The organism is Streptomyces ochraceiscleroticus, from assembly GCF_000720485.1.
GTDB lineage: Bacteria > Actinomycetota > Actinomycetes > Streptomycetales > Streptomycetaceae > Streptomyces > Streptomyces ochraceiscleroticus.
This window is the reverse complement of the sequence record NZ_JOAX01000003.1, coordinates 235,368-256,625: the sequence shown is the minus strand read 5'-3', so window position 1 is coordinate 256,625 and position 21,258 is coordinate 235,368. Positions and strand designations below refer to the sequence as shown.

The 21,258-nt window shown below is 69.2% G+C and carries 16 protein-coding genes, 1 tRNA gene and 2 pseudogenes; 16 read left to right on the top strand and 3 right to left on the bottom strand.

The annotated features are described in order from the left end of the window. Nucleotides 1–185: 185 nt before the first annotated feature. The 8 genes from IG84_RS0105365 to IG84_RS0105330 all read left to right on the top strand — a co-directional run bounded on the left by IG84_RS0105365 (nucleotide 186) and on the right by IG84_RS0105330 (nucleotide 8,436). Complete coding sequence (locus IG84_RS0105365) at nucleotides 186–1,472, top strand: cytochrome P450 (protein ID WP_031051865.1); 1,287 nt, start codon at nucleotides 186–188, stop codon at nucleotides 1,470–1,472. 175 nt (nucleotides 1,473–1,647) lie between these two features. After that, nucleotides 1,648–2,439 carry a FadR/GntR family transcriptional regulator gene (locus IG84_RS0105360; RefSeq protein WP_031051863.1) on the top strand — a complete coding sequence of 264 codons (792 nt, stop codon included), beginning with the start codon at nucleotides 1,648–1,650 and terminating at the stop codon, nucleotides 2,437–2,439. A 125-nt stretch (nucleotides 2,440–2,564) separates the two neighbouring features. Beyond that, complete coding sequence (locus IG84_RS0105355; RefSeq protein ID WP_031051862.1) at nucleotides 2,565–3,344, top strand: (Fe-S)-binding protein; 780 nt, start codon at nucleotides 2,565–2,567, stop codon at nucleotides 3,342–3,344. Then, nucleotides 3,341–4,900: a LutB/LldF family L-lactate oxidation iron-sulfur protein gene (locus IG84_RS0105350; RefSeq protein WP_037799303.1), complete on the top strand. Its 1,560-nt coding sequence runs from the start codon at nucleotides 3,341–3,343 to the stop codon at nucleotides 4,898–4,900. The genes IG84_RS0105355 and IG84_RS0105350 overlap by 4 nt, the downstream gene beginning before the upstream one ends. Continuing rightward, nucleotides 4,897–5,532, top strand: a complete 636-nt coding sequence (locus IG84_RS0105345; protein ID WP_031051860.1) for a LutC/YkgG family protein — start codon at nucleotides 4,897–4,899, stop codon at nucleotides 5,530–5,532. The genes IG84_RS0105350 and IG84_RS0105345 overlap by 4 nt, the downstream gene beginning before the upstream one ends. A 58-nt stretch (nucleotides 5,533–5,590) precedes the next feature. Further along, nucleotides 5,591–6,709 (top strand): hypothetical protein, encoded by a 1,119-nt coding sequence (locus tag IG84_RS0105340; protein ID WP_031051859.1) that lies wholly within the window; start codon nucleotides 5,591–5,593, stop codon nucleotides 6,707–6,709. Next, nucleotides 6,706–7,911: a hypothetical protein gene (locus IG84_RS0105335; RefSeq protein WP_031051858.1), complete on the top strand. Its 1,206-nt coding sequence runs from the start codon at nucleotides 6,706–6,708 to the stop codon at nucleotides 7,909–7,911. The genes IG84_RS0105340 and IG84_RS0105335 overlap by 4 nt, the downstream gene beginning before the upstream one ends. A gap of 51 nt (nucleotides 7,912–7,962) precedes the next feature. Beyond that, nucleotides 7,963–8,436 (top strand): MSMEG_6728 family protein, encoded by a 474-nt coding sequence (locus tag IG84_RS0105330; protein WP_031051856.1) that lies wholly within the window; start codon nucleotides 7,963–7,965, stop codon nucleotides 8,434–8,436. An 18-nt stretch (nucleotides 8,437–8,454) separates the two neighbouring features. Here the strand turns inward: IG84_RS0105330 and IG84_RS0105325 are convergent, their stop codons facing one another. Next, nucleotides 8,455–10,578 carry a restriction endonuclease gene (locus tag IG84_RS0105325; protein ID WP_031051854.1) on the bottom strand — a complete coding sequence of 708 codons (2,124 nt, stop codon included), beginning with the start codon at nucleotides 10,576–10,578 and terminating at the stop codon, nucleotides 8,455–8,457. An 817-nt stretch (nucleotides 10,579–11,395) separates the two neighbouring features. Between IG84_RS0105325 and IG84_RS42860 the strand changes: the two genes are divergently transcribed. The 5 genes and pseudogenes from IG84_RS42860 to IG84_RS39550 all read left to right on the top strand — a co-directional run. Further along, the gene (locus IG84_RS42860) at nucleotides 11,396–11,992 is read left to right on the top strand and encodes an endonuclease domain-containing protein (RefSeq protein WP_078648611.1); all 597 of its coding nucleotides are present in this window, start codon (nucleotides 11,396–11,398) and stop codon (nucleotides 11,990–11,992) included. Between the two features lie 334 nt (nucleotides 11,993–12,326). Next, nucleotides 12,327–13,385, top strand: a complete 1,059-nt coding sequence (locus IG84_RS42015; protein ID WP_342668401.1) for a DUF4236 domain-containing protein — start codon at nucleotides 12,327–12,329, stop codon at nucleotides 13,383–13,385. 237 nt (nucleotides 13,386–13,622) lie between these two features. Continuing rightward, nucleotides 13,623–14,342, top strand: coding sequence for a hypothetical protein (locus tag IG84_RS0105315; protein WP_245659229.1), 720 nt, complete (start codon nucleotides 13,623–13,625; stop codon nucleotides 14,340–14,342). A gap of 48 nt (nucleotides 14,343–14,390) precedes the next feature. Next, a pseudogene (locus tag IG84_RS39555) lies at nucleotides 14,391–14,763 on the top strand (transposase family protein); the annotation flags it as partial. A gap of 39 nt (nucleotides 14,764–14,802) precedes the next feature. Further along, a pseudogene (locus IG84_RS39550) lies at nucleotides 14,803–15,382 on the top strand (IS3 family transposase); the annotation flags it as partial. A gap of 1,355 nt (nucleotides 15,383–16,737) precedes the next feature. Here the strand turns inward: IG84_RS39550 and IG84_RS41010 are convergent. Both IG84_RS41010 and IG84_RS0105295 read right to left on the bottom strand, forming a co-directional pair. After that, nucleotides 16,738–17,598, bottom strand: coding sequence for a hypothetical protein (locus tag IG84_RS41010; RefSeq protein WP_157848813.1), 861 nt, complete (start codon nucleotides 17,596–17,598; stop codon nucleotides 16,738–16,740). A 218-nt stretch (nucleotides 17,599–17,816) separates the two neighbouring features. Beyond that, nucleotides 17,817–17,888: transfer RNA gene (locus IG84_RS0105295), tRNA-Arg, on the bottom strand. 212 nt (nucleotides 17,889–18,100) lie between these two features. Between IG84_RS0105295 and IG84_RS0105290 the strand changes: the two genes are divergently transcribed. The 3 genes from IG84_RS0105290 to lysA all read left to right on the top strand — a co-directional run bounded on the left by IG84_RS0105290 (nucleotide 18,101) and on the right by lysA (nucleotide 21,228). Continuing rightward, entirely contained in the window at nucleotides 18,101–18,562 is a 462-nt protein-coding gene (locus tag IG84_RS0105290) for a response regulator (RefSeq protein ID WP_051861399.1), read from the top strand. Between the two features lie 139 nt (nucleotides 18,563–18,701). Next, nucleotides 18,702–19,811: an ArgS-related anticodon-binding protein NrtL gene (nrtL, locus tag IG84_RS0105285; protein ID WP_031051845.1), complete on the top strand. Its 1,110-nt coding sequence runs from the start codon at nucleotides 18,702–18,704 to the stop codon at nucleotides 19,809–19,811. 25 nt (nucleotides 19,812–19,836) lie between these two features. Continuing rightward, entirely contained in the window at nucleotides 19,837–21,228 is a 1,392-nt protein-coding gene (gene lysA, locus IG84_RS0105280) for a diaminopimelate decarboxylase (RefSeq protein ID WP_031051844.1), read from the top strand. Nucleotides 21,229–21,258 lie beyond the last annotated feature (30 nt).

Sequence of the window (21,258 nt, the reverse complement as noted above, 5' to 3'; positions counted from 1 at the left end):
GTAGCAAGAGGCCGGGCGTATCCCACCGAGGACGATCATGTTCCGGTCGTGCGTCGGCGGGCTCGCCCGAGGGCCGCGCGCGGTGGCCGGGGGACGTCCCAGACGTACCGGTCGTTTCATCTCGTTACCAGTTCGCTGCCAGGTCGCTTGGTCAGCACGGGTACCGGCCAGGCAGTATTGCGGGCATGACCAAAATCCGCTCGGGCGTCACCGCTTGGCTGGCCCGCAGATATCTCGCGCGGACTCAGAAAAAGGGCTTCGATCTATCCCGTATGCCCTTCTTGCCCGAGTCCACCCTCATGCCGCTGCGTCGCCACGGCCTTGACCCGGTGGCCGACTTGTCGGCAGTGCGGCAGAAGTCCCCGGTGAGCATGCTTCCCGTGCCGCTCGCCTCCAAGGTGTGGTTGGTCACGGGATACGACGAGGTGAAGGAGGTGCTGGGCAAGGCCAAGGCATTCAGCACCGATTACACCAACCTTGTCGGCAATGCCGGCGCCGACGCCGGGAAGAACCCCGGCGGCCTCGGATTCGCCGATCCGCCGGACCACACGCGGCTGCGCCGCCTGCTGACGCCCGAATTCACCATGCGCCGGCTCGGCCGGCTCACCCCCCGCATCCACGAGATCGTCGAGGAGCGGCTGGCGGAAATGGAGCGCCTCGGGCGCTCGGGCGAGCCCGTCGACATCGTCCATTCCTTTGCCCTGCCCATTCCTTCCCTGGTGATCTGCGAACTGCTGGGCGTTCCGTACGAGGACCGCGCGGACTTCGAGCGGCTGAGCGCTGCCCGCTTCGACCTGTTCAGCGGCGCGAACGCCTCGTTCGGCGCCATATCGGAATCACTCGCCTATTTCCAGGAGATCGTCAAGAAGGAGCGCAAGGACCCCGGTGACGGCCTGCTCGGCCAGATCGTGCGGGACCACGGCGACACCGTCACCGACGATGAACTGGCCGGCCTCGCCGACGGCGTGCTCACCGGCGGCTTCGAAACCACGGCGAGCATGCTCGCGCTCGGCGCCCTCGTCCTGCTCCGCGACCCCGACCACTTCGCGGCGCTGAAGGACGGCGACGACGCCACCGACCGCTACGTCGAGGAATTGCTGCGCTATCTCACCGTCGTCCAGGTCGCCTTTCCCCGGTTCGCCCGGGAGGACCTGGAAATCGGCGGCGTGCCCATCTCCGAGGGCGACGTCGTACTGTGCTCGCTCAGCGGCGCCGACCGGGACGGAAAGCTCGGCCCGGACATGGAGCGCTTCGACCCGCAGCGCAACGTCCCCTCGCATCTCGCGTTCGGTTACGGAATCCACCGCTGCGTCGGCGCCGAACTGGCCCGGATGGAACTGCGCACCGCCTATCCGGCACTGGTCCGGCGTTTCCCGAACATGCGCCTGGCCGTCCCGGAACAGGAACTGGCGTTCCGGAAGCTGTCCATCGTCTACGGCGTGGAATCGCTGCCGGTGCGGCTGCACGGCTGAGATGGCGGGCATCGCTACGGATGCCCGAAGGGGGAATCGAAGGGGGAAGCGTCCGGCCCGACCGCGGCCGGCGCTGCCATCCGCGCCCGGTCAGTGGCCTCCGACCGCAGCCATGGAATGTCACGGCGTGTGACATAGTTTTTGTGGAAGCTGTCGGCCGACCAGGGAGTGACGGATGGCTGTCGAGTGGCGACCCGTACGGCAGTCCCGTACGCACGAGCTCGTCCTCGAAAGCATCGAGGAGCGGGTGCTGGCCGGCGAGCTCAAGGCCGGTGACCGGCTGCCGCCCGAGCGTGAGCTCGCCCCGGTGCTCGGCGTCAGCCGCTCCGCGCTCCGCGAGGCGCTCCGCGTCCTGGAGACGATCGGCGTCCTGGTCGCCCAGGCCGGCCGCGGTCCCGACGCCGGCGCACGCATCGTCCGGAATCCCGACGACGCGCTCGGCCGCCTCCTCCGCCTGCACTTCGCCCTCGGCAGCTACTGCCTGGAGGACGTACTGGAGGCCCGCGTCACCCTGGAACGCTCCAGCTTCCAGGCGGCGGCGGAGCGCGCGGCGGCCGGCGCCGACGAGTCTGCGGCCGGTCCCGACGAGGTGGCGGCCGGCCCGGACGGGGCGGCCGCCGGCCTCGACGAGGCGGCGGAGCTGGTCGCGCGGATGGGCGAGCCGGACGTCGGGGTCCCGGAGTTCAACGACCTGGACACCCGCTTCCACGTCCAGATCGCCCGCAGCTCCGGCAACGCGCTGACCTCCACCCTCACCTCGGCCGTCCGCGAGTCCGTACGCCCGCTGATCCTGCGCGCCCTGGAGGCCGCCGAGGACTGGCCGGCCACCGCGGCCGCGCTCAACGCCGAGCACGCCGAACTGCTCCGCCTGGTGCGCGCCGGCGACGGCCCCCGCGCGGCCGACCTCGTCGAACAGCACATCCGCGGCCTGCACGGGACGCTGGTGGAGGAGGGGCCGGGGGCCTAGCGCGCGTACGGTCCCGTACCTGCTCCCGGAGCCCGACCCGTCCTCCCCGGGGCGGGTCTTTTCTTCGACTGCTATGGTCCGACCATAAAAAGGTAGAAGGAAGACGGCCCGTACGGGAGGCTCCATTGCGCATCGGACTCTTCGCCACCTGCCTGGGTGACACGCTCTTCCCCGACGCGGTGCGCGCCACCGCCGTCCTGCTCGCCCGCCTCGGCCACGAGCTGGTCTTCCCGCCGGACCAGACCTGCTGCGGCCAGATGCACGTCAACACCGGTTACCAGCGCGAGCCCGTCCCCCTCGTCCGCGGCTTCGCCGAGCAGTTCGGCGACCCGTCGATCGAGGCGGTCGTCATGCCCTCCGGCTCCTGCGCCGGCTCCGTCCGCCACCAGCACGGCATCGTCGCCGAGCGCTACGGCGACGCGGCCCTGCGCGCAGGCGTCGCGACCGTACAGGCCAAGACGTACGAACTCTCCGAGTTCCTGGTCGACGTGCTGGGTGTCACCGACATCGGGGCGTACTTCCCCCACCGGGTGACGTACCACCCCACCTGTCACTCCCTCCGGCTGCTGCGGGTCGGCGAGAAGCCGCTGCGGCTGCTGCGCGCCGTCGAGGACATCGACCTCGTCGAGCTGCCCGAGGCCGACGCCTGCTGCGGCTTCGGCGGCACCTTCGCGGTCAAGAACGCCGAGACCTCCTCGGCGATGCTCGCCGACAAGATGCGGCACGTCACCGGCACCGGCGCCGCGGTCTGCACGGCCGGCGACTCCTCCTGCCTGATGCACATCGGCGGCGGACTCTCCCGTATCGAGGCCGGTACCCGCACCCTCCACCTGGCCCAGATCCTCGCGTCCACGCGCACGTCGCCGTACGTGCTCCCGAGCACCCCGCTGGAGGCCACCCGATGAGCACCCCCACGTACCTGGGCATGCCGGCGCTCCCGCCCCGTTCCCCGTACGGCACCGGCAACCTCCGCGGCGACCGCACGTTCCCCCGCGCCGCGCACGACGAGCTCCGCAACGGCCAACTGCGCCGCAACCTCGGCAAGGCCACCCACACCATCCGCGCCAAGCGGCTCGCCGTCACCGGCGAACTCCCCGACTGGGAAGCGCTGCGGGACGCCGGCTCCGCGATCAAGACCGACACCATGAACCGCCTCCCCGAACTCCTGGAGCAGCTGGAGGCGAAGGTCACCGAGGCCGGCGGCACGGTCCACTGGGCCCGCGACGGCGCCGAGGCGAACGACATCGTCACCCGCCTCGTCCAGCAGACCGGCTCCGACGAGGTCATCAAGGTCAAGTCCATGGCCACCCAGGAGATCGGCCTCAACGAACACCTCGCGGACCAGGGCATCAAGGCCCATGAGACGGACCTCGCCGAACTGATCGTCCAGCTCGCCGACGACAAGCCCTCCCACATCCTCGTCCCGGCCATCCACCGCAACCGCGACGAGATCCGCGAGATCTTCCGCGCCGGAATCCCGGGCGTCGACCCCGAACTGGACTCTGTACCGGCCCACTTGGCGGCCGCGGCCCGCGCGTACCTCCGCGAGAAGTTCCTGACCACCCCCGTCGCCGTCTCCGGCGCCAACTTCGGCATCGCCGAGACCGGCACCCTCTCGGTCGTCGAGTCCGAGGGCAACGGCCGCATGTGCCTGACCCTCCCCGACACCCTGATCACCGTCATGGGCATCGAGAAGGTCCTCCCGCGCTACGCCGACCTGGAGGTCTTCCTCCAGCTCCTGCCGCGCTCCTCAACAGGCGAGCGGATGAACCCGTACACGTCCCTGTGGACGGGCGTGACCCCCGGCGACGGCCCCCAGAACTTCCACCTCGTCCTCCTCGACAACGGCCGGACGGCGGCGCTCGCCGACCGCATCGGCCGCCAGGCCCTGAACTGCATCCGCTGCTCGGCCTGCCTGAACGTGTGCCCGGTGTACGAGCGGGCCGGCGGCCACGCGTACGGCTCGACCTACCCCGGCCCCATCGGCGCCGTCGTCACCCCGCAACTCGCCGGGATGGACGTCTCCGCCGACGACCCCAACAGCTCCCTCCCGTACGCCTCCACGCTCTGCGGCGCCTGCTACGACGCCTGCCCCGTGAAGATCGACATCCCGTCACTGCTGGTCGAACTCCGCCACCAGCACACGGAGGCCACGGGCCGTACGGCCGAGAAACTGGCCATGAAGGCGGCGGCCGCGGTGATGGGCAGGCCGGGGGTGTACCGAGCAGCCCAGAAGGCGGCGGGCCTGGGCCGCGTCGTAGCGGGCCGCGACGGCAAGATCTCCCACCTCCCGCCCCCCTTCAACGGCTGGAGCGACAGCCGCGACACCCCGGCCCCGCCGAAACGGTCCTTCCGGGCGTGGCTGGCATCTGCGGAGGGCGCGAGCGCGCTGCGCGCCGCGGCGGAGGAAGGCGCGCGGACCCGTACCGAAGCCGACGGCCCCGACGAGGAGGAACAGTGACAGTGACCGCCCGCGAAACGATCCTCGCCCGCATCCGCGACGCCCAGGCCCTCGCGCCCGCCTCCGCCGTGGACATCCCCCGCGACTACCGCACCGGCCGCACCCTCCCCGACGCCGACCGCCTGGCCCTCCTCACCGATCGCCTGGTCGACTACAAGGCCGAGGTCCATACGTGTACGGCGGACCGCACCCCCGAGGTGATCGCCGACGTACTGCGCGAGCGCGCGGTGTGCCACCTCGGCATCCCACCCGGCCTCGACCGCACCTGGCTCTCGGCGTACGAAGGCGAGGTACACGTCGACTCCGCCGACACCCCGGTCCCCGAACTCGACGCCCTCGACGGCGTGTTGACCTCCTCCGCCGTCACCTGCGCCGAAACGGGCACCATCTTCCTCGACGCCTCCCCCGACCAGGGCCGCCGCGCCCTCACCCTCGTCCCCGACCTCCACGTATGCGTCGTCGACCTCTCCACGGTCACCCCCGGCGTCCCGGAAGCGGTAACCCGCCTGACCCCCACCCACCCCACCACCCTCATCAGCGGCCCCTCCGCCACCTCCGACATCGAACTGGAACGGCTGGAGGGGGTGCATGGGCCACGGACGCTGGCGGTGGTGATCCGGACGGACATGTGAGCCGCGCGCCGGTCCGCGCCGGATAGGATCGCCGCCCACGGAGGCAAGGGGGGCGGAAGTGGCGGGGGAGTGGTGGCGGCGCGGACGCTCGACGGTGTGGGGTGGGGCCGTTGCGGTCCTGCTGATCGCCGGCGGGTTCGGTACCTGGATCACGGGCAGTTGGCCGTTCGGCGGTGACCGGGACCGGTACTGCTGGGGTGCGTGGGAGACGGAGAGCGGGCCCGAGTTCCTGGCGGACTCGGCGGTCGAGGACGGTGGCAGGCGGACGGTCCACGAGACCGCGCCCACGCCGGAGCGGCCGCGTGGCCGCTGTACCGTCGCCCTCCGCACCGACGAGAGCGGCGGCTCGGAGACCCGGACCGAGATCACGGTCACGTACGGTCCGGCTCCCCAGGACGCCGCCCGGCGGATGGAGTGGATCCTCACGTACCTCGGCGACAGCGCCGTACCGCTGCCCGACGGGCTCCCTGGAGCCACCGACGGCAGCCACGCGCTCCTCGTCCTGCCGAAGCGGTGCGACACCCGCGACGGCCGGCCGACGGCGGTCACGCTCGACTCCGACGCCCGACGGAGCTGGCACGGCGGAACGTCGCGGACCAGCGCGGGTATCGGCGGCGCCCGTCCGGCCGCCGGACTGGTCGTGGCGGCGGCCAACCGCGGGATGAAAGCGGCGGGTTGCGCGCCTGAGCGCGACCTGCGCTTCACCTCGCCCGTGCTCACGCTGCCCGAGGGCGACGAGATCGTCTTCACGCGCGCCTGCCGCATCCGGGGCATGGAGTTCGACGACGACGCGACGCAGGGCATGAGGCACCAGGTCGGAGCGGCCACCCGGGACCTCCAGTCCTGCTCGGTCGGGACCTGGGGCCGCGACGGCGGCCCCGTACTCGACGCCCTGATGGTCGCCCAGCCGCGGCTGAACGCGCTGTTCGACGGCGCGGTGGGCGACGCGGCACCGGCGCGCGGATGGCGCGGTACGGGCGTCCGCGCCGACTCCCACCAGGTCCTGCGCGCCGACTGCGCGGGCCGGTCCACCACCTTTCTGCTGCGCGCCCCGTCCATCGGCGAGGCCGCGGCCGGCCGGTACTTCGCGGCCTTCACCAACGCCGTGACACAGCGCCTGGGATGCGCCCCCGTCGCACCCGCCGCCGACGCCGCACCCGGGGGGACCGGCCGATGACCGCCGACATGAGCAAGGAGACCGAGAGCGGTGCTTCGGACAACGGCGCCCCGGCCCGCAGCGGCGTACTCGGAACCGGACCCTTCGTGCCACGTACGCCCTGGTGGCACCGGTGGCACTGGCGGCGGCTGACGCGCGGCCGGCTGCGACCCGCGCTCGCCGCCGGGCTCGCCGGGGTACTGCTCGGCGGCACGGCCGTGGCCTGGCAGACGGACGCAGGCCCGTTCGCGGACGGACGACGGGCCTGCTGGTCCGCGCTCGACAGCGCGGACGTGGCGGCGCTGTTCCGCGGCAGCGAGGACATCGACAGCGTCGACACCCCTCTCGACGGCGACCCGATCGGCTCCGAAGGCCCGTCGGGCCAGTGCGTGCTGCAGTCGGCCGACGGCAGCCGGGTCACCGCGCAGGTCCACGAGCTCGACCCCCGCTTCGGGGGCGCGGGCGACCAGTGGGCGGACCAATTCCTGTCCGCCCGCCTGACTCCCTTGGGCGGCGGTCTGCTGGGCATGGCGTCGGACACCCGCGCCTGGCTGGCCGTACCGGACGGCTGTACCGGCAGGCCGATGACCGGCGACGGGCCGCTGGTGATCGACGTGGCGACGGGCTGGACCATGTACGACGACGTGGTCGACGGCACGGAGCGCGACCGGCTCGCCCGTACGGTGGTCAAGCTCGTCAACCACTACATGGCGGGCAAGGGCTGCGACGGGACCCTCGCCGACCCGGTGCCCCGGCTCCCCCGGCCGGCCCGCTTCTCCGACGAGAAGCCCGGCGCCTTCTGCGGCATCGAGGGGCTGCGGACGTCCGGGGAGGAGTGGGCCGCCACGTACCGCCCGATGGTGACGGGGGGCCCGGGACCCGTCCGCACCTGCGACCGCCACGTCTCCTTCGACCATCCCGCGCTGCGGCTGATGACCGTCGAGGACCCCCGCCTCTCCGTCCTCTACCGCCGGCAGTCGATGCAGGAAGGCCGTCGGATCGAGGCCGCTGCCCCGGAGGACGGCCGCGGCTTCTACCGCCCCGGCTTCGCCCTCTTCCAGGCCGCCTGCCAGACCGGCGAGGTCACCTTCCTCATCCGCGCCGACGACGCGTCCCACGCCCACATCGTCCGCACCCTCTTCCCCCGCTACGTATCCAAGGAAGCAGCCCGCCTCGGCTGCGGCCCGCTCCACCTCACACTGCCCCCGGACCCGGACCGGTGACCACCGGCCGCGCCACCCGGCGGGGACCGGCCCCGGCGGTTACCCTCCGGCATGCAGACATTCCTGCCCTGGCCGGACTTCGCGGCCTCCGCCGCGGTCCTCGACCCGCGCCGGCTCGGCAAGCAGCGAGTGGAGGCGCTCCAGGTCCTGCGGGGACTCACCGTCCCCGGCTACGGCTGGCGCCACCACCCGGCGGTCCGCATATGGGCGGGGTACGAGGAGGCCCTCGTCCGGTACGGCCTGGAGATCTGCGAGGCATGGACCGCGTCCGGTCGCCAGGACACCTGCGCCCTGACCCTCACCCAGGACTACACCGCCCACTTCCCCGGCGACCCGCCACGCGACTACGCCGCCCTGGCCGCCTCCCACGACCTCCCCAACTGGCTGGGCGACCCCGACTTCCACCGGAGCCACCGGTCCTCCCTCCTCACCAAGGACCCGGACCACTACCGCCAGTACTTCCCGGACACCCCCACCGGCCTGCCCTACGTATGGCCATCCTCCGACCGCGCCGCGCAGCGGTAGTCGTGCAGGGGTGGGGGCCTAGGCAACCTCGATTCCGTACTCCTCGACCAGGTCGACCAGACCGCCCGGATAACCCTTGCCGCCGGTGACGAAGCTCCAGTCGCCATTGGCCCGTCTCCGGAACGAGCCCAGGACGAGAGCGGTCTCACCGGGGCGGCCGTCGGAGACGTCCAGTTCGTCGATCGCCGTGCCCGAGGGATCCGACAGGCGGATCCGGGCGTCCGAGAAGCCGGACAGGTCCGCGTCGGGATCGACCTCGGGGTCGACGGCAGCGACCAGGACGAGCCGGTCCGCCTGCGGAGGAAGCTGTTCGAAGCGCACCCACACAGCCGCTTTGTCCGGGCTGACGGCAGGCATCATCCGGACGGTGCCGTCGGCGGTACGCGGGTTGTTGAAGAAGACGAACTGATCCTCGCTGAGAACGCGGTTCCCCTGACAGACGAGCGCGCACACATCCAGCCCCACGTCTCCGGTCCACGTCAGACCCAGCACGCTGGTGTCGTTCAGCTCGGCGTCCAGCCCGCTGTCCAAGCCGCCGTTCTGGTCGGCATCGAGGTGCGCCGCAGCTTCCTGCCGTTCGGGGGTGCCCCCGAGGCGCCCGTTCAGGCCATGGCGGCTCAGGAGGTCGACCAGCTCGGTGCCCGCAATGAGGGTGAGCGGCTTGCCGTTGGCGAAGGCGTGCGAGCCGGGCCCGAAAGCGGAGGTGGTGATCAGTACGCCCTTGTTCGCGCCGACGTCCTGCACCGTGCCGTACAGATCGCGCACCGCGCTCGGCGGCACGGTGCTGCGGTACCGCTTCGCCTGCACGACGATCTTGCCGCCGCGGATCGGGTCGGGGTCCAGCGCGTCCACGTCCACACCCCCGTCCCCCGACCGCTCCGTGGTGACCGCCTGCATCCCCATGGCCCGGAACAGATCCGCCACGAGCTCTTCGAACTCCAGCGGGTCCATCTCGTACAGATCCGGTTCCTCGCCGTCTCCGTGGGAGACCACGCTGCCTCCGGCCTCGCCGGGCAGCCGGCCGGGCCGCACCTGGGTGCGCCGCTCGGGGCGGTCCGACAACTGGCCGCGGAGCCCGTCCACCAGGCAGTCCGGAGCGCTCACCTGCGTCAGGTTCAGCCTGGCGAAGTCGGCGCGCGGAGCCATCACGGTGGCCAGGAAGACCTGCGCCCCGTGACCGGTGGCCGGGTCGGTGTCGTCCACGAAGCCGTTCAGGACGACCGAGTCCAGCACGCCGAAACGGTCGGCGGCGAAGACGTCGTGCAGCGCCAGGAGCACGCACTGTGCCAGAACGTCGCGGTACAGGGTCCGGCGTTCGACGGCCGACCGCTGGACCTCCTTGTCCCGGTCGGCGCCGGGCATGTATCTCACCAGCGACACCTCGGGGACGACCGCGTAACCGGGCAGCTCCCAGTTCAGGACGAGCTGGCGGGCGGCGGAGTCGAACGAGGCGGACACCTGACGGGGAAGGCCTTGCGGCCAGCCCTGCGAGGAGTAGAGCGCGGCGGTGAAGTACTCCACCACCGATTCCGGCTCACCCCGCTGAAGGGCGGCGGTCAGCCCCTCGATGCCGGCGTTGTGCCGGCGGATCGCCGCCAACTGTTCGTCCGCCCACTGCTGGTACTGCTGGTGATACAGCGCGAGCCGATGCTGCCGCTGAGCTTCAGCCGCCTGCGCCGCCCGCCAGTCGTGCTCGTACCGAGCGCGTGCCTGCTCCTGCGCCTGGCGATTCGCCCCGAACCCCCACCCGCCCTGCGGCTGTGGCTGGTAGGCGTTCGGGTCCGGCATGGGTACGGGCACACCGAGCCGGCCCGGAGCGAAAGGCTCCACCCGCTCGGGGCGGGCCAGTGCGGCAGGCGTGAACGCGGGTGCGTCACACCCTGCCTTCAGGAGGTTCTTCAGTACCTCGACCCGCGCGTCCAGCTCCTCGGTACGCCGACGCGCATCGGCTTCCCGCTGCTGCCGATAGGCCGCCTGCTGCTCCCGCTGACTGCGCGCGGCCGCCCGTTCCGCCGCTCGCTGCCGGCGCTCCTGCTCCCGCTGATGCTGCACCTGGGCGCGCTGCCGGGCCTCCTCCTGTCGCCGCTGCTGGCGCTGGATCTCCGCCCAGGTGCCGATCAGTCCGGTGGAACGGCGGCTCATATGCCCCTGGCCTTTCCGAGCCCCCCACAGGCTCCCCCCGAGACGCGGCGCTGACCGCACCCTCGTCCCCACTCACCACAACCAACCCACTACACGCGAAAGTTGATGTGACATACATACTGCACAGTTCACGAGCGATCCACCGCAGATGCATCACTCCACTCGAAAAGCCACGACGCTCAGCGGCACGGGAGCGCAAGAGGGAGCGCGAGAGGGAGCGCAACACACCACTGCCGCAGGCACCCGCGTCGACTGCAACGACAAAGGGCCGGACCCAGTGATCCTGGGTCCGGCCCTTCATACTTTTGGCACTCACGCAGATCAGCGGTCTGATCACGCTGATTCCCTGCGAAGTGCCCCCGGCAGGATTCGAACCTGCGCACACGGCTCGGGAGTGATTGCGCCGATCGGGCCTCATACTTGGCTGACCTGCGGCGGAGTATGTCAGAGCGTCCACTGCTGCCAGCAATGTGTCAGAGGTGTGTCGGAGGCCCCTGGTAGACCACGGAGCCATCACTTGGGGAGGCGGCCGGCTGCCCACGGCGGCGTCTTGGCTCTGCCTGTAGAAGAGAGTGATGGCTCCTATGGCTGCACGCCTTCGATCCGCAAGAAGGCTCTTACTGGGGTTGCCGGGGCTCGTCTTGAGGCTCCTACGGTCGGTGCTGGTTGACCTTCTACGGTGCGTAGAGAGCGGACAGTGGTTACCTCGGCTCTGGCGCCTGCTCTCTTCATGAATCCCAGCTAGGCCTGGCCACGCGGGTGGAATGGCTGACTTACACCGCCAGCTTGGGCTTCCCCTAGGGGATCAGCTCATCGGGTGTCAGTGGTGCCCTCTATCGTGCGGCCCGTGGACTGGTTAACAGATGATGAGATCATTGCGCTCGCAAGCGAAGACTTCGACGCGTGGGTTGAGACCCTGGAACCGTGCACGGTGTGTCTCGACAAACTCTGGCGCGTCGACGCGGGCCCCAAGGGGAAGGTATGTCCGCAGTGCCGCAACGCTGAACGGCAGGCAAAGCGGCACAAGCTGACGCGTGCTCGCGTCAATGCCATCCTCAGGGCCCAGGACGACACCTGCCCACTGTGCCGCAGACTGGGCGGCGACCTCTCGATGGAGGGGCCGTCATGGTGGCACATCGATCATGACCATGCCTGCTGCCCCGGCCCGTACTCCTGTGGACAGTGTGTACGAGGACTCCTGTGCAGGGACTGCAACACCCGCGGCTTGTCTTGGTATGAGAGTCTCACGGTCGACCTGCAAACCTGGGGCCACGCCAACACTTACCTGGCTGATCCCCCTGCACGCAGACCAGAGGCGGCGATACTGTTCCACGGTGATCTCAGCGGCGTCCGCTCACGAGACGGCTCGTTCGCCGGCTGGCGCTCCAGCAGGCCGCTCCATGAGGCCTTTTAGCCCTCGAGCTTGTATCGCACAGCGAGATCGCCCTCATGTTGCTTCGCAGCAGAGGGCCTAAACCCTGAGCTTGGGAATCACTGACCGTTTGGGTGTCATCACGGCCTTGACCTGCAAGAACGGCTATCTAAAGGCGCCTTGCGCCTGAGGTGCCGTGCGCCCCTGATGGCCGTGAATCACCGCTCCATCTGGTGCCCATCTGGTGCTCATCTGGTGCGCTTTGGTGCGACGGTCTCGCGTTCTCCCCGGCGTTGAACAGATCCAAGGCCAGGGCGTTGTCGGACCTCGGACGTCCTCGTCCGGTACAGAGTCGGCCCAGCGTCCGACGTAATACATGACGATCTTCAATGGTTTGGCTCATGTTGGCGGGGCTTGGGCTAACCTGCTGCCCCACAGTCTTGGGGGGGGACGCATGGGATTCCGAATCAACAGATCGTTCAAGGTCGCACCTGGCGTCCGCCTTCGGTTCGGCAATAAGTCCAGTAGCTTGAGTGTCGGGGGCAAGGCTGGCCGAGTCACGCTTAACAGCCGGGGCCGTCGCACGACGACTGTGCGCCTCGCCCCGGGCGTGTCCTATACCTTGTCCTCGGGAAAGAGGCCCAAGCGGAGTCGCGCCGTGTCCGGCACGCCAGCACCTCTCACTGCGAACGCCCCTCTCCGCGCACTCATCGCTCCACGCCGCAACATCACTGATGGTTGGGTAGCGGCCGACGATCGTGGTGTGGTCGTACATCGACGCGGTCTCGACGACTTCCGCATCCCGCTTGTGCAGCTTGTCAGCGCAGAGCTGGACGGGAAGGAGCTCGCACTCAAGGCGTCCGACGGAACTACTTACCGTCTGTGTCTTGTCACGTTCTCTGCTGCGCGGGACCTCCGTTTCGTAGAGACCGTGGCCCGCGCCGCAGAGCTGACCGTCAACCACGACGTCTCAGTCCTCCTGAGCCCCGCTTTAGGAGTTCGGTCCGAGTGCGGCCCACCGGCGTCAGCGAGTGGTCGGGTCGGACGTGCCGGACCGCGCACGGATGCCCGCATCTGGCGCTGCCGATGTCACCCGTGGATGCCAGCCGGCACTAGCGCTTTTTGCGGATCTTGCGCTTCTTCTCCTTGCGCTGGGCCACACCGTACGCAGACCACGGTCCCTGGTGGACTGGGCACCTGGACGTCCCGGTCACTACCGATCGCTGGCACCGCCCCCCTGCCTTGGTCGGGGCGCCACACTTCGCCATGCTGCTTCCCCCTCCGGTCTCGTAACGCAGTACGTGAAGTTCTAGAAAACGTGGCTCGGCTTTCACCGATCGGGAAGGCGCGTGCCGGATCCGTCGGGTGCACGCGGGCGCACGTCGACGCCATCAGTTCGGGAAGCTCGGGTGATCTAGGGCCTCTCGGCGCCTGACCTGTGGCGGAGTGTCCCGGACGCTTTCAAGACCGGAGATGCAGTACTTGCCGTTCCCTGTGGCTCCCCATCCAACCTGGTACGGATCTGGCACGGTCTGGAGTAAGACGTTCGGCCTTTGTCACCCCTTGATGCCTCAACCCCTCCCATGCGGGCGACGAAGGGCTGTCCCGCAAAGATCGGCTGGTGCGCCCGCCCTCAAGGGCGCGGCGCCAGGGCGGCATGATGTCCTCCGTGATGAACAGCGCAGACCTGCATCCTGCCCAGATAGCGGGTTACGACGGTGGTCCCCTCACGTACCAGGCTGGGCTCCTGGGCGAGCCGCTCTTCTGGCTGGGGCACCTCTCCTCGTGTCTCCAGAGCGAGGAAGCCGAGGAACTGCTGTTCGGCGCGGACTACGACGCGGCGGGCGACTTCCAGCGGCGACTGTGGGAGCGGGCCGAGTGGCCGGCATTCACGGTTCCGCTCACTGCTGATCACCGCCTCCACGTGGTGTACCGCACTGTCGCGGACGACACCGGAACCGACTACCTCCTCCACCACCCCGACTGGGATCATGCCGAACTCCTCGCCCGGGATGACGGGCACTTCATGGGGCCGGGCCTGTCCTGGCCCGAACTTGTGGCAGCTGCGGATAACGTGCTGCCCGGCGGCAGCACCACCGATCCCCACTCCCGTCTGTTGCTCCTGCTGCCTGCCTTCGGCGACGATGCAGTACCCGACGATGCTGTTGGCCGCCTGGCGGGTGCGCTACGTGCCCGCACGAGCGTGGAAGACCCCGAGACCCTCGCCTCTGCTCTCCTGGAGGACCAAGGGGCCCCTGGACCCGCGCGCTGGACGATAGCCGGGCACGGTTTCCCCGTGAGCGATGGCGAGTACTCCTTCCGCAACCCCACTAACCATTTCGCCCTGCCAGCCGATCGCCTGGCCCGGGTGGCCACCGCGCTGGAGCCTTGACCCACCCAATTTCCAACGGTGAGGCGTGGTGTTTGGAACGATCCAGCCGTGACCGCTGTGATCACGGCTACGCAGCTGGCGTGGATAACTCCGTTCACTGGGCTGAGCCCGCGCTGTTTCAGCAAGGTGATGACGACGCTGCGGCGTGACGGGGCGGACCCAGTCCGAATAGGCCGACCGTGGAGCCTGCCGCTGGAAGACCGGGTACTACTGGTTACGACCTACTGGCGTCGAACTTGACGATGCGCCAGCTCGCCCCGCTGTTCGCCATCTCAAAATCCGCAGCTGACCGCATCTTCGCCCCCTCAGGCTCCTGCTCGCGCTCCAGCCCCGGAAGCGGTTCCGCAAGGACACCGTGCTCATCGTGGACGGCACCCTGGTGCCCACCCGCGACCACACGGTGGGGACTGATGCACGATCGGGTGACACCTGAACTGGCTTGCCTTGTGCGGCGGGTGGGAAGAAGCGCGGCCGGACCAAGAAGGCCGACCCGCCGGTCCACGATGACCTGGTCCGCCGTGACTTCACCGCAGACCGACCGAATCGGCTGTGGCTCACCGACATCACCGAACACGCGACGGATGAGGGGAAGTTGCACCTGTGCGCGATCAAGGACGCCTTCAGTCGGAGAATCGTGGGCTACTCCATCGACGCGTGGATGAAATCCCGGCTCGCTGTCACCGCCCTGAACAACGCTGTGGCCCGACGCGGACACGTCGCGGGATGTGTTCTGCACAGTGATCGCGGCTCGCAGTCCCGGTCACGGAAGTTCGTCCGGGCGCTCGGCCACCACCAGATCGTCGGCTCGATAGGGCGGGTCGGGGCCACGGGTGACAACGCAGCCATGGAGTCCTTCTTCAGCCTGCTGCAGAAGAACGTCCTCGATCGCCGGACGTGGGCCCCTCGTGAGGAGCCGCGGATCGCGATCATGACCTGGCGAGCGGACCTACCACCGATGCCGAAGACAGATCGCACTCGGCCGACTGACCCCTGTCGAATACGAAGCCGTCATGACCGCACCGGCTCTCCAGGCCGCGTGACCGAACCTGTCACCCGATCGTGCATCAGTCCCTAAGGGCTGCCGAGGCGAAGCAGAACACCAAGCCGGACCCCTCCTGGTGGGATCTCTCCCGCGAGCACATGGCGGTCCGCTGGCGCACCGCAGCCGCGAAGACGCGTGAAGGACTGGCGGACAGCCTCGCCACAGCGGCCCTCGGGATGATGGGGGAGGGCCGCAAATCGCCGAGCCTTGAGGCCGTTCGGTTGGCGATGCGCTGGGCTGTTGTCCCTGCCCACCGTGATGAAGAACCACCAGTGGCATTGCGGGCGGCGTGAAAGTGGCTGGCCGCTCACTCGCTTCCCATATCGGCTCTCATGGACTCGAAGGTTCTGCGAGACGTCCATTACCGGCTCTCGTTCAAGGTGGACGACATGCCTGCTGCGGCGGACACGTACAAGCGGCGTCGCCGGGGCTTCAATACGGCGGTGGTGTACGCGGTTCAGGAGGGGTACCTCCTGAAGAACCCGCTCTCGAGGTGCAGGGAGCGCAACTGCTCACGGCCGTCTCGTACGTTGGGTCAATCCATCGCAACCGAGGACGGCGCCTGGTCGCGTTCTTCGGGTGCATCCTGTACGCCGCGATGCGGCCGGCCGAAGCAGTCGGGCTCCGACTCGCTGACTGCGACCTCCCGGAACAAGGTGGGGAACGCTCACCCTTCGCGAGACGCGCCCGATCTCAGGCAAGAAGTGGACGGATTCGGGTGCGCGCCACGACAAGAGGGGACTCAAGTAAGACCGCCCAGTCCCCATCCCGCCCCTCCTGGTGGCCATGCTCCGTACGCACGTGGGGGAATTCGGCACGGCGAAGGACGGTCGGCTCTTTCCCAATGAGCGAGGGGACCTGCTCGGCTCATCCAGCTACTGGCGTGTGTGGCAGGAGGTCCGGCCACTGGCCCTTCCGCCGGACAAGGCTGCCTCTCCACTGGGACGTCAGCCGTACGACCTGCGAAGCACCTGCATTACGAACTGGCTCCGTGCTGGCCTCCCCGTGGCTGAGGTCGCCCGGCGAGCCGGAAACTCACCAGAGGTGATTCACCGGCGCTATGCAGGCTGCATAGACGACAGCGAGGCGGAGAACAACAACAAGATCGAGAGAGCTATGGGGTGGAGCGCGGAAGTGGGTTAACCGCTTGAAGATGTCCAGAGCAGTGCTGAGCTGGCTCACAGAACCTCGCTCAGCACTGTTCTGCATCGATAGCGCTCCTCGCACTCGCTGGGTGTTGATGCCTGTTGCCATAGCGCAGTCTTGGATGATTCATCCGGTGGTGCGTTGCTTAATCCCGACCCTCAACTATTCGACTCGGCTCGCCCCGTGACCTAGTGACGGGGGCAAGTCTCATACAATGACTTGGCTGTGCAGCTCGGATTTCGCAGCGCGAACGAAGAGTGCTTCATTTTCATCGAATCGCTGAGCGGCTTCGTCGTACCTATCATGAAGGAGAGGAGGGACGGTAGAGATGCCCTCTATGAGGGCTCTGAATTCTTCGAAGTCGAACGTGTTGGGCGGAAGTTCGCTCTCGATCTCAGAGCAGGTTCGTTGTGCCGCTCGGACCTGGTGAGCCACATGTTCGTCCAGCTCACTGGAATCAGATGTGATTGCTGAGCGAAGGCGCCCCAGGTGAGACAGTGCCTCCTCAAGTCTTATGGCGGCCGTCCTCACGGACGGTGATGGATCGTCCGTCATTCGGCCAAGTCGATGCAACGCTCTCTCGTAAACTGCCTGCTTACTGAGGTGAGTCGCCATCACTTGAACAGCATTGGCCATTCCTGCAGCAGGAGCTGCAACCCCGTCAGGGCCCTCTAGCTCGATGATCGTTTGAGCTTCCTTGAGGGCCGCGAAAGCATCATCGATTGCGGCCTTCCCAGCTGCAAGGCGGTCCGCCGGAAGTTCTTCCTCGTTTTCCGCGACGAATCGCTCACCCACCTCCGTAACGCGATGCGCGGCAAGGAGGAAAGAGGCGTACGCCTCCCGTTGGATGCCACGGCGCCACTGTAGGCGAGCAGCGTTCGCCTCGGCTCGGACAGCGTCCAGTGCCGCACGATACGCAGACTTGGCTTGGGTCAGCCCCGCCTCGCTGGTGGCCTCTGCCGTGCGCAAGGCGGCCTTCGTCTGCCATCGGCCGATGAGCACGGTGGCCGGAATCCCGATGAGCGCCACGCCGGCCGCTGCTATCGCACCTATTCCCTCAAGGTCCATGCCGGTGATGTTGCCGCAACCCAGGGGAGCAGTTGGACCACACCCCGGGGGCGAGAGGCGAAGCTGCAGCCGGTCAGCGGCGATCGCGTCCCACACGCTCCTCACACGTGATCAGTGCGCAACAGTGACAAAGGCCCGGACCCAGTGAGACTGGGTCCGGGCCTTTGTTCGTGGCACTTGTGCTGGTCAGCGGTGTGATCACGCTGGTCCAGGCGAAGTGCCCCCGGCAGGATTCGAACCTGCGCACACGGCTCCGGAGGCCGTTGCTCTATCCCCTGAGCTACGGGGGCGTGTCGGGCGCTGTGCGCTTGCGACGGGTAGAACACTACCAGCTCGGAGGGGGTGGTCATGAACGGGTTTCGGGAAGTGGTGGGGAGGGGTTGGCGGGCGGTCGTAGCGCATCGGGGTGGCGTGGCCCGGGTGATCGGCGAAAGGTCCCTCGCACGGGGCGGAAGTGGGGAAAACCCGGACGCAGCAGGTGGCGCGCGCCTAGTCTCAATATGTGCCTGGCTTGTCCGGCCGGGTCCTTGTTGTCGACGACAACAAGGTCATCCGGCAGTTGATCAGGGTCAATCTCGAGCTGGAGGGCTTCGAGGTCGTGACCGCGGCTGATGGTGCCGAGTGCCTCGACATCGTGCACGAGGTGTGCCCCGACGTCGTGACGCTGGACGTCATGATGCCGCGGCTGAACGGACTGCGTACGGCCGAGAGGCTGCGCGCCGATCCGCGGACCAGGGAGCTCCCCATCGCCATCATCAGCGCGTGTACGCCGCTGGAGGTGGACAACGGGGAGGCCGTCGGGGTGGACGCGTTCCTCGCCAAGCCGTTCGAGCCGGTCGAGCTCATACGGACCGTGCGCCAGTTGCTGGGCGGGATCCGCGGCTCCGGGCCTGGAGGCGGGCCGGTGGACGGGGCGGCCGATGCCGATCCGGATTCCCAGCCCGCCGTCCGGCCCACGGGGTGACACGACCGGTACGGCGGGCAGCGCGAGGCAAAGAGGGGCGCGTGAGAGGGGTGGGTGAGGGGCGGGGCACTGCGCGGGGAGTGTCCGCGGTGCGAAACCCGTTCGCATACCCGCCCCGGTTCTCCCATACGCTTGTCCTGTGACTCCCGCTGAGCTCTCCCGCACCGTCCTGCGCTCCGTGCGCGGGGCTCTCGAAGCGCGGGAGCTTTCGCTGGGCGAATCCGACGTGCCGGTGACGGTCGACGTGCGGGTGCCGCCGCGGCCGGGTTGTGGGGATTACGCCACGAATGTCGCGCTGCGGCTGGCCGGTCCGGCCGGGCTGCCGGCGCGTGAGGTGGCCGGGGTCGTACGGAAGCGGCTGGCGGCCGCGCCGGGTATCGCCGGGGTCGAGATCGCCGGGCCCGGATTCTTGAACATCACGCTGGCGGGCGGTGCCCCTGCCGCGGTCGTACGGGAAGTGTTGGAGGCGGGGGCGGCGTACGGACGCCGAGCGGGGGCCGTGGACGGACACCCGGCTGACGCGGACGCGTCCGCTGACGGACACACCGCAGGCCGCCCCGCGGAAGGACGCACCCCCCGCATCGACCTCCGCCCCGCCCCCGGCCCTCGGGCCGCCGTCGTCGCTGAAACCCTGCGGGCGATCATGGAAGCGGTGGGGGAGGGGACCGGCTCCGAGGGGGAGGAGGTCCGGCCCGTTCCCGTGAAGGACGCGGCGGGGCGGTACGCGACCGCTGACGGGCTGGTCGCGCGGCTCGGCGTCGATGAGATGCGGTGGGTGCTGCTGTACCCCGCCGCGCACGATCATGTGCGGGTGCCGGAGCGGCCGGTGCAGCGGGAGGACAATCCGCGGTTCCTGGTGCAGTACGCGTACGCTCGTACGTGCGCAGTGTCGCGCAACGCCCGTGACCTGGGGGTCGATGCCCCGGCACCCGACAACCCGGCCGGTGAGCCGTCCGGTACCGGCGACCCGTACGACATCCCCCACACCCCCCTGCACGCCGCACTCGCCGCGTATCCCGCGGTGCTCGAAGCCGCAGCGCGGCTGCGGGCGCCCGATCGGCTGGCGCGGCATCTGGAAGCGACGGCCGAGGCGTGCCTGAGCTTCCTCGCCACCTGTCCGCCGCTGCCCGTCGGAGAGCAGAAACCCATGGCCGTTCACCGCGCCCGGCTGGCCGTCGCCCAGGCCGCCGGTACGGTGCTCGCGAACGGCCTGACCCTGCTGGGCATCTCCGCACCCGAACATCTGTGAACTTCCGAGGGGATCTCCCACCGCCATGAGCCGTTCCGCGCACCCCGCAGGGCCCCGTCACGCCGACGTACTGCCCGAGGGCCACTACACCGCCCCGCCCGCCGACCTGAACAGCCTCGACCCCCGGGTCTGGTCCCGTACGGTGCGCCGCGACGAAGACGGTGTCGTCTCCGTCGGCGGCATCTCCGTCGCCGACCTGAAGGAGGAGTTCGGTACTCCCGCCTACTTCCTCGACGAGGACGACTTCCGGGCGCGGTGCCGGGCGTGGAAGGACGCCTTCGGGGAGGAGGCCGACGTCTTCTACGCCGGGAAGGCGTTCCTGTCGCGGGCGATCGTGCGGTGGCTGCACGAGGAGGGCATGAACCTCGACGTGTGCTCGGGGGGCGAGCTCGCCACCGCGCTGGCGGCCGGGATGCCGGCCGAGCGGATCGCGCTGCACGGCAACAACAAGAGTGACGGCGAGATCCGGCGGGCCGTGGAGGCCGGGGTCGGGCGGATCGTGCTGGACTCGTTCCAGGAGATCGCCCGGGTCGCGCACATCGCCGATGAGCTCGGCAAGCGGCAGCCCGTGCAGATCCGGGTGACGGTGGGCGTCGAGGCGCACACCCACGAGTTCATCGCGACCGCGCACGAGGACCAGAAGTTCGGCATCGCGCTGGCCGACGGGCAGGCCGCCGAGGCCGTGCGCCGGGTGCTGAAGCTGGACGGGCTGGAGCTCACCGGCATCCACTCGCACATCGGGTCGCAGATCTTCGACATGGCCGGCTTCGAGGTGTCCGCGCGGCGCGTGGTGCAGCTGCTGGCCGATGTGCGCGAGGAGCACGGGGTCGAGCTGCCGGAGATCGACCTGGGCGGCGGGCTCGGCATCGCGTACACGCCGGACGACGACCCGCGGGAGCCGCACGAGATCGCCAAGGCACTGGGCGAGATCGTGCGCCATGAGTGCGAGGCCGCGGGGCTGCGCGTGCCGCGGCTGTCCGTCGAGCCCGGGCGCGCCATCGTGGGTCCGACCGCGTTCACGCTGTACGAGGTGGGCACGGTCAAGGAGCTGGAGGGGCTGCGCACGTATGTGAGCGTCGACGGCGGGATGTCGGACAATATCCGTACCGCGCTGTACGACGCCGAGTACAGCGTGGCGCTGGTCTCGCGGCGCTCGGAGGCCGCGCCGATGCTCTCGCGGGTGGTCGGCAAGCACTGCGAGAGCGGTGACATCGTCGTGCGGGACGCGTTCCTGCCGTCGGACGTCGCGCCGGGTGACCTGCTGGCGGTGCCCGCGACCGGTGCGTACTGCCGGTCGATGGCCAGCAATTACAACCACGCGCTGCGGCCGCCGGTCGTGGCGGTGCGCCAGGGCGAGGCCCGGGTGATCGTCCGGCGCGAGACGGAGGAAGATCTCCTGCGGCTCGATGTCGGATAAGTGAAATAGATGTCTCGGCATCTGGACGAG

Coding starts and splice junctions, on each gene's coding strand:
- IG84_RS0105365 (WP_031051865.1), top strand. CDS start 186: ATGACCAAAATCCGCTCGGGCGTCACCGCTTGGCTGGCCCGCAGATAT.
- IG84_RS41010 (WP_157848813.1), bottom strand. CDS start 17,598: ATGGACCTTGAGGGAATAGGTGCGATAGCAGCGGCCGGCGTGGCGCTC.
- IG84_RS0105315 (WP_245659229.1), top strand. CDS start 13,623: ATGAACAGCGCAGACCTGCATCCTGCCCAGATAGCGGGTTACGACGGT.
- IG84_RS0105325 (WP_031051854.1), bottom strand. CDS start 10,578: ATGAGCCGCCGTTCCACCGGACTGATCGGCACCTGGGCGGAGATCCAG.
- IG84_RS42015 (WP_342668401.1), top strand. CDS start 12,327: ATGACGATCTTCAATGGTTTGGCTCATGTTGGCGGGGCTTGGGCTAAC.
- IG84_RS0105335 (WP_031051858.1), top strand. CDS start 6,706: ATGACCGCCGACATGAGCAAGGAGACCGAGAGCGGTGCTTCGGACAAC.
- IG84_RS0105330 (WP_031051856.1), top strand. CDS start 7,963: ATGCAGACATTCCTGCCCTGGCCGGACTTCGCGGCCTCCGCCGCGGTC.
- lysA (WP_031051844.1), top strand. CDS start 19,837: ATGAGCCGTTCCGCGCACCCCGCAGGGCCCCGTCACGCCGACGTACTG.
- IG84_RS0105350 (WP_037799303.1), top strand. CDS start 3,341: ATGAGCACCCCCACGTACCTGGGCATGCCGGCGCTCCCGCCCCGTTCC.
- IG84_RS0105360 (WP_031051863.1), top strand. CDS start 1,648: ATGGCTGTCGAGTGGCGACCCGTACGGCAGTCCCGTACGCACGAGCTC.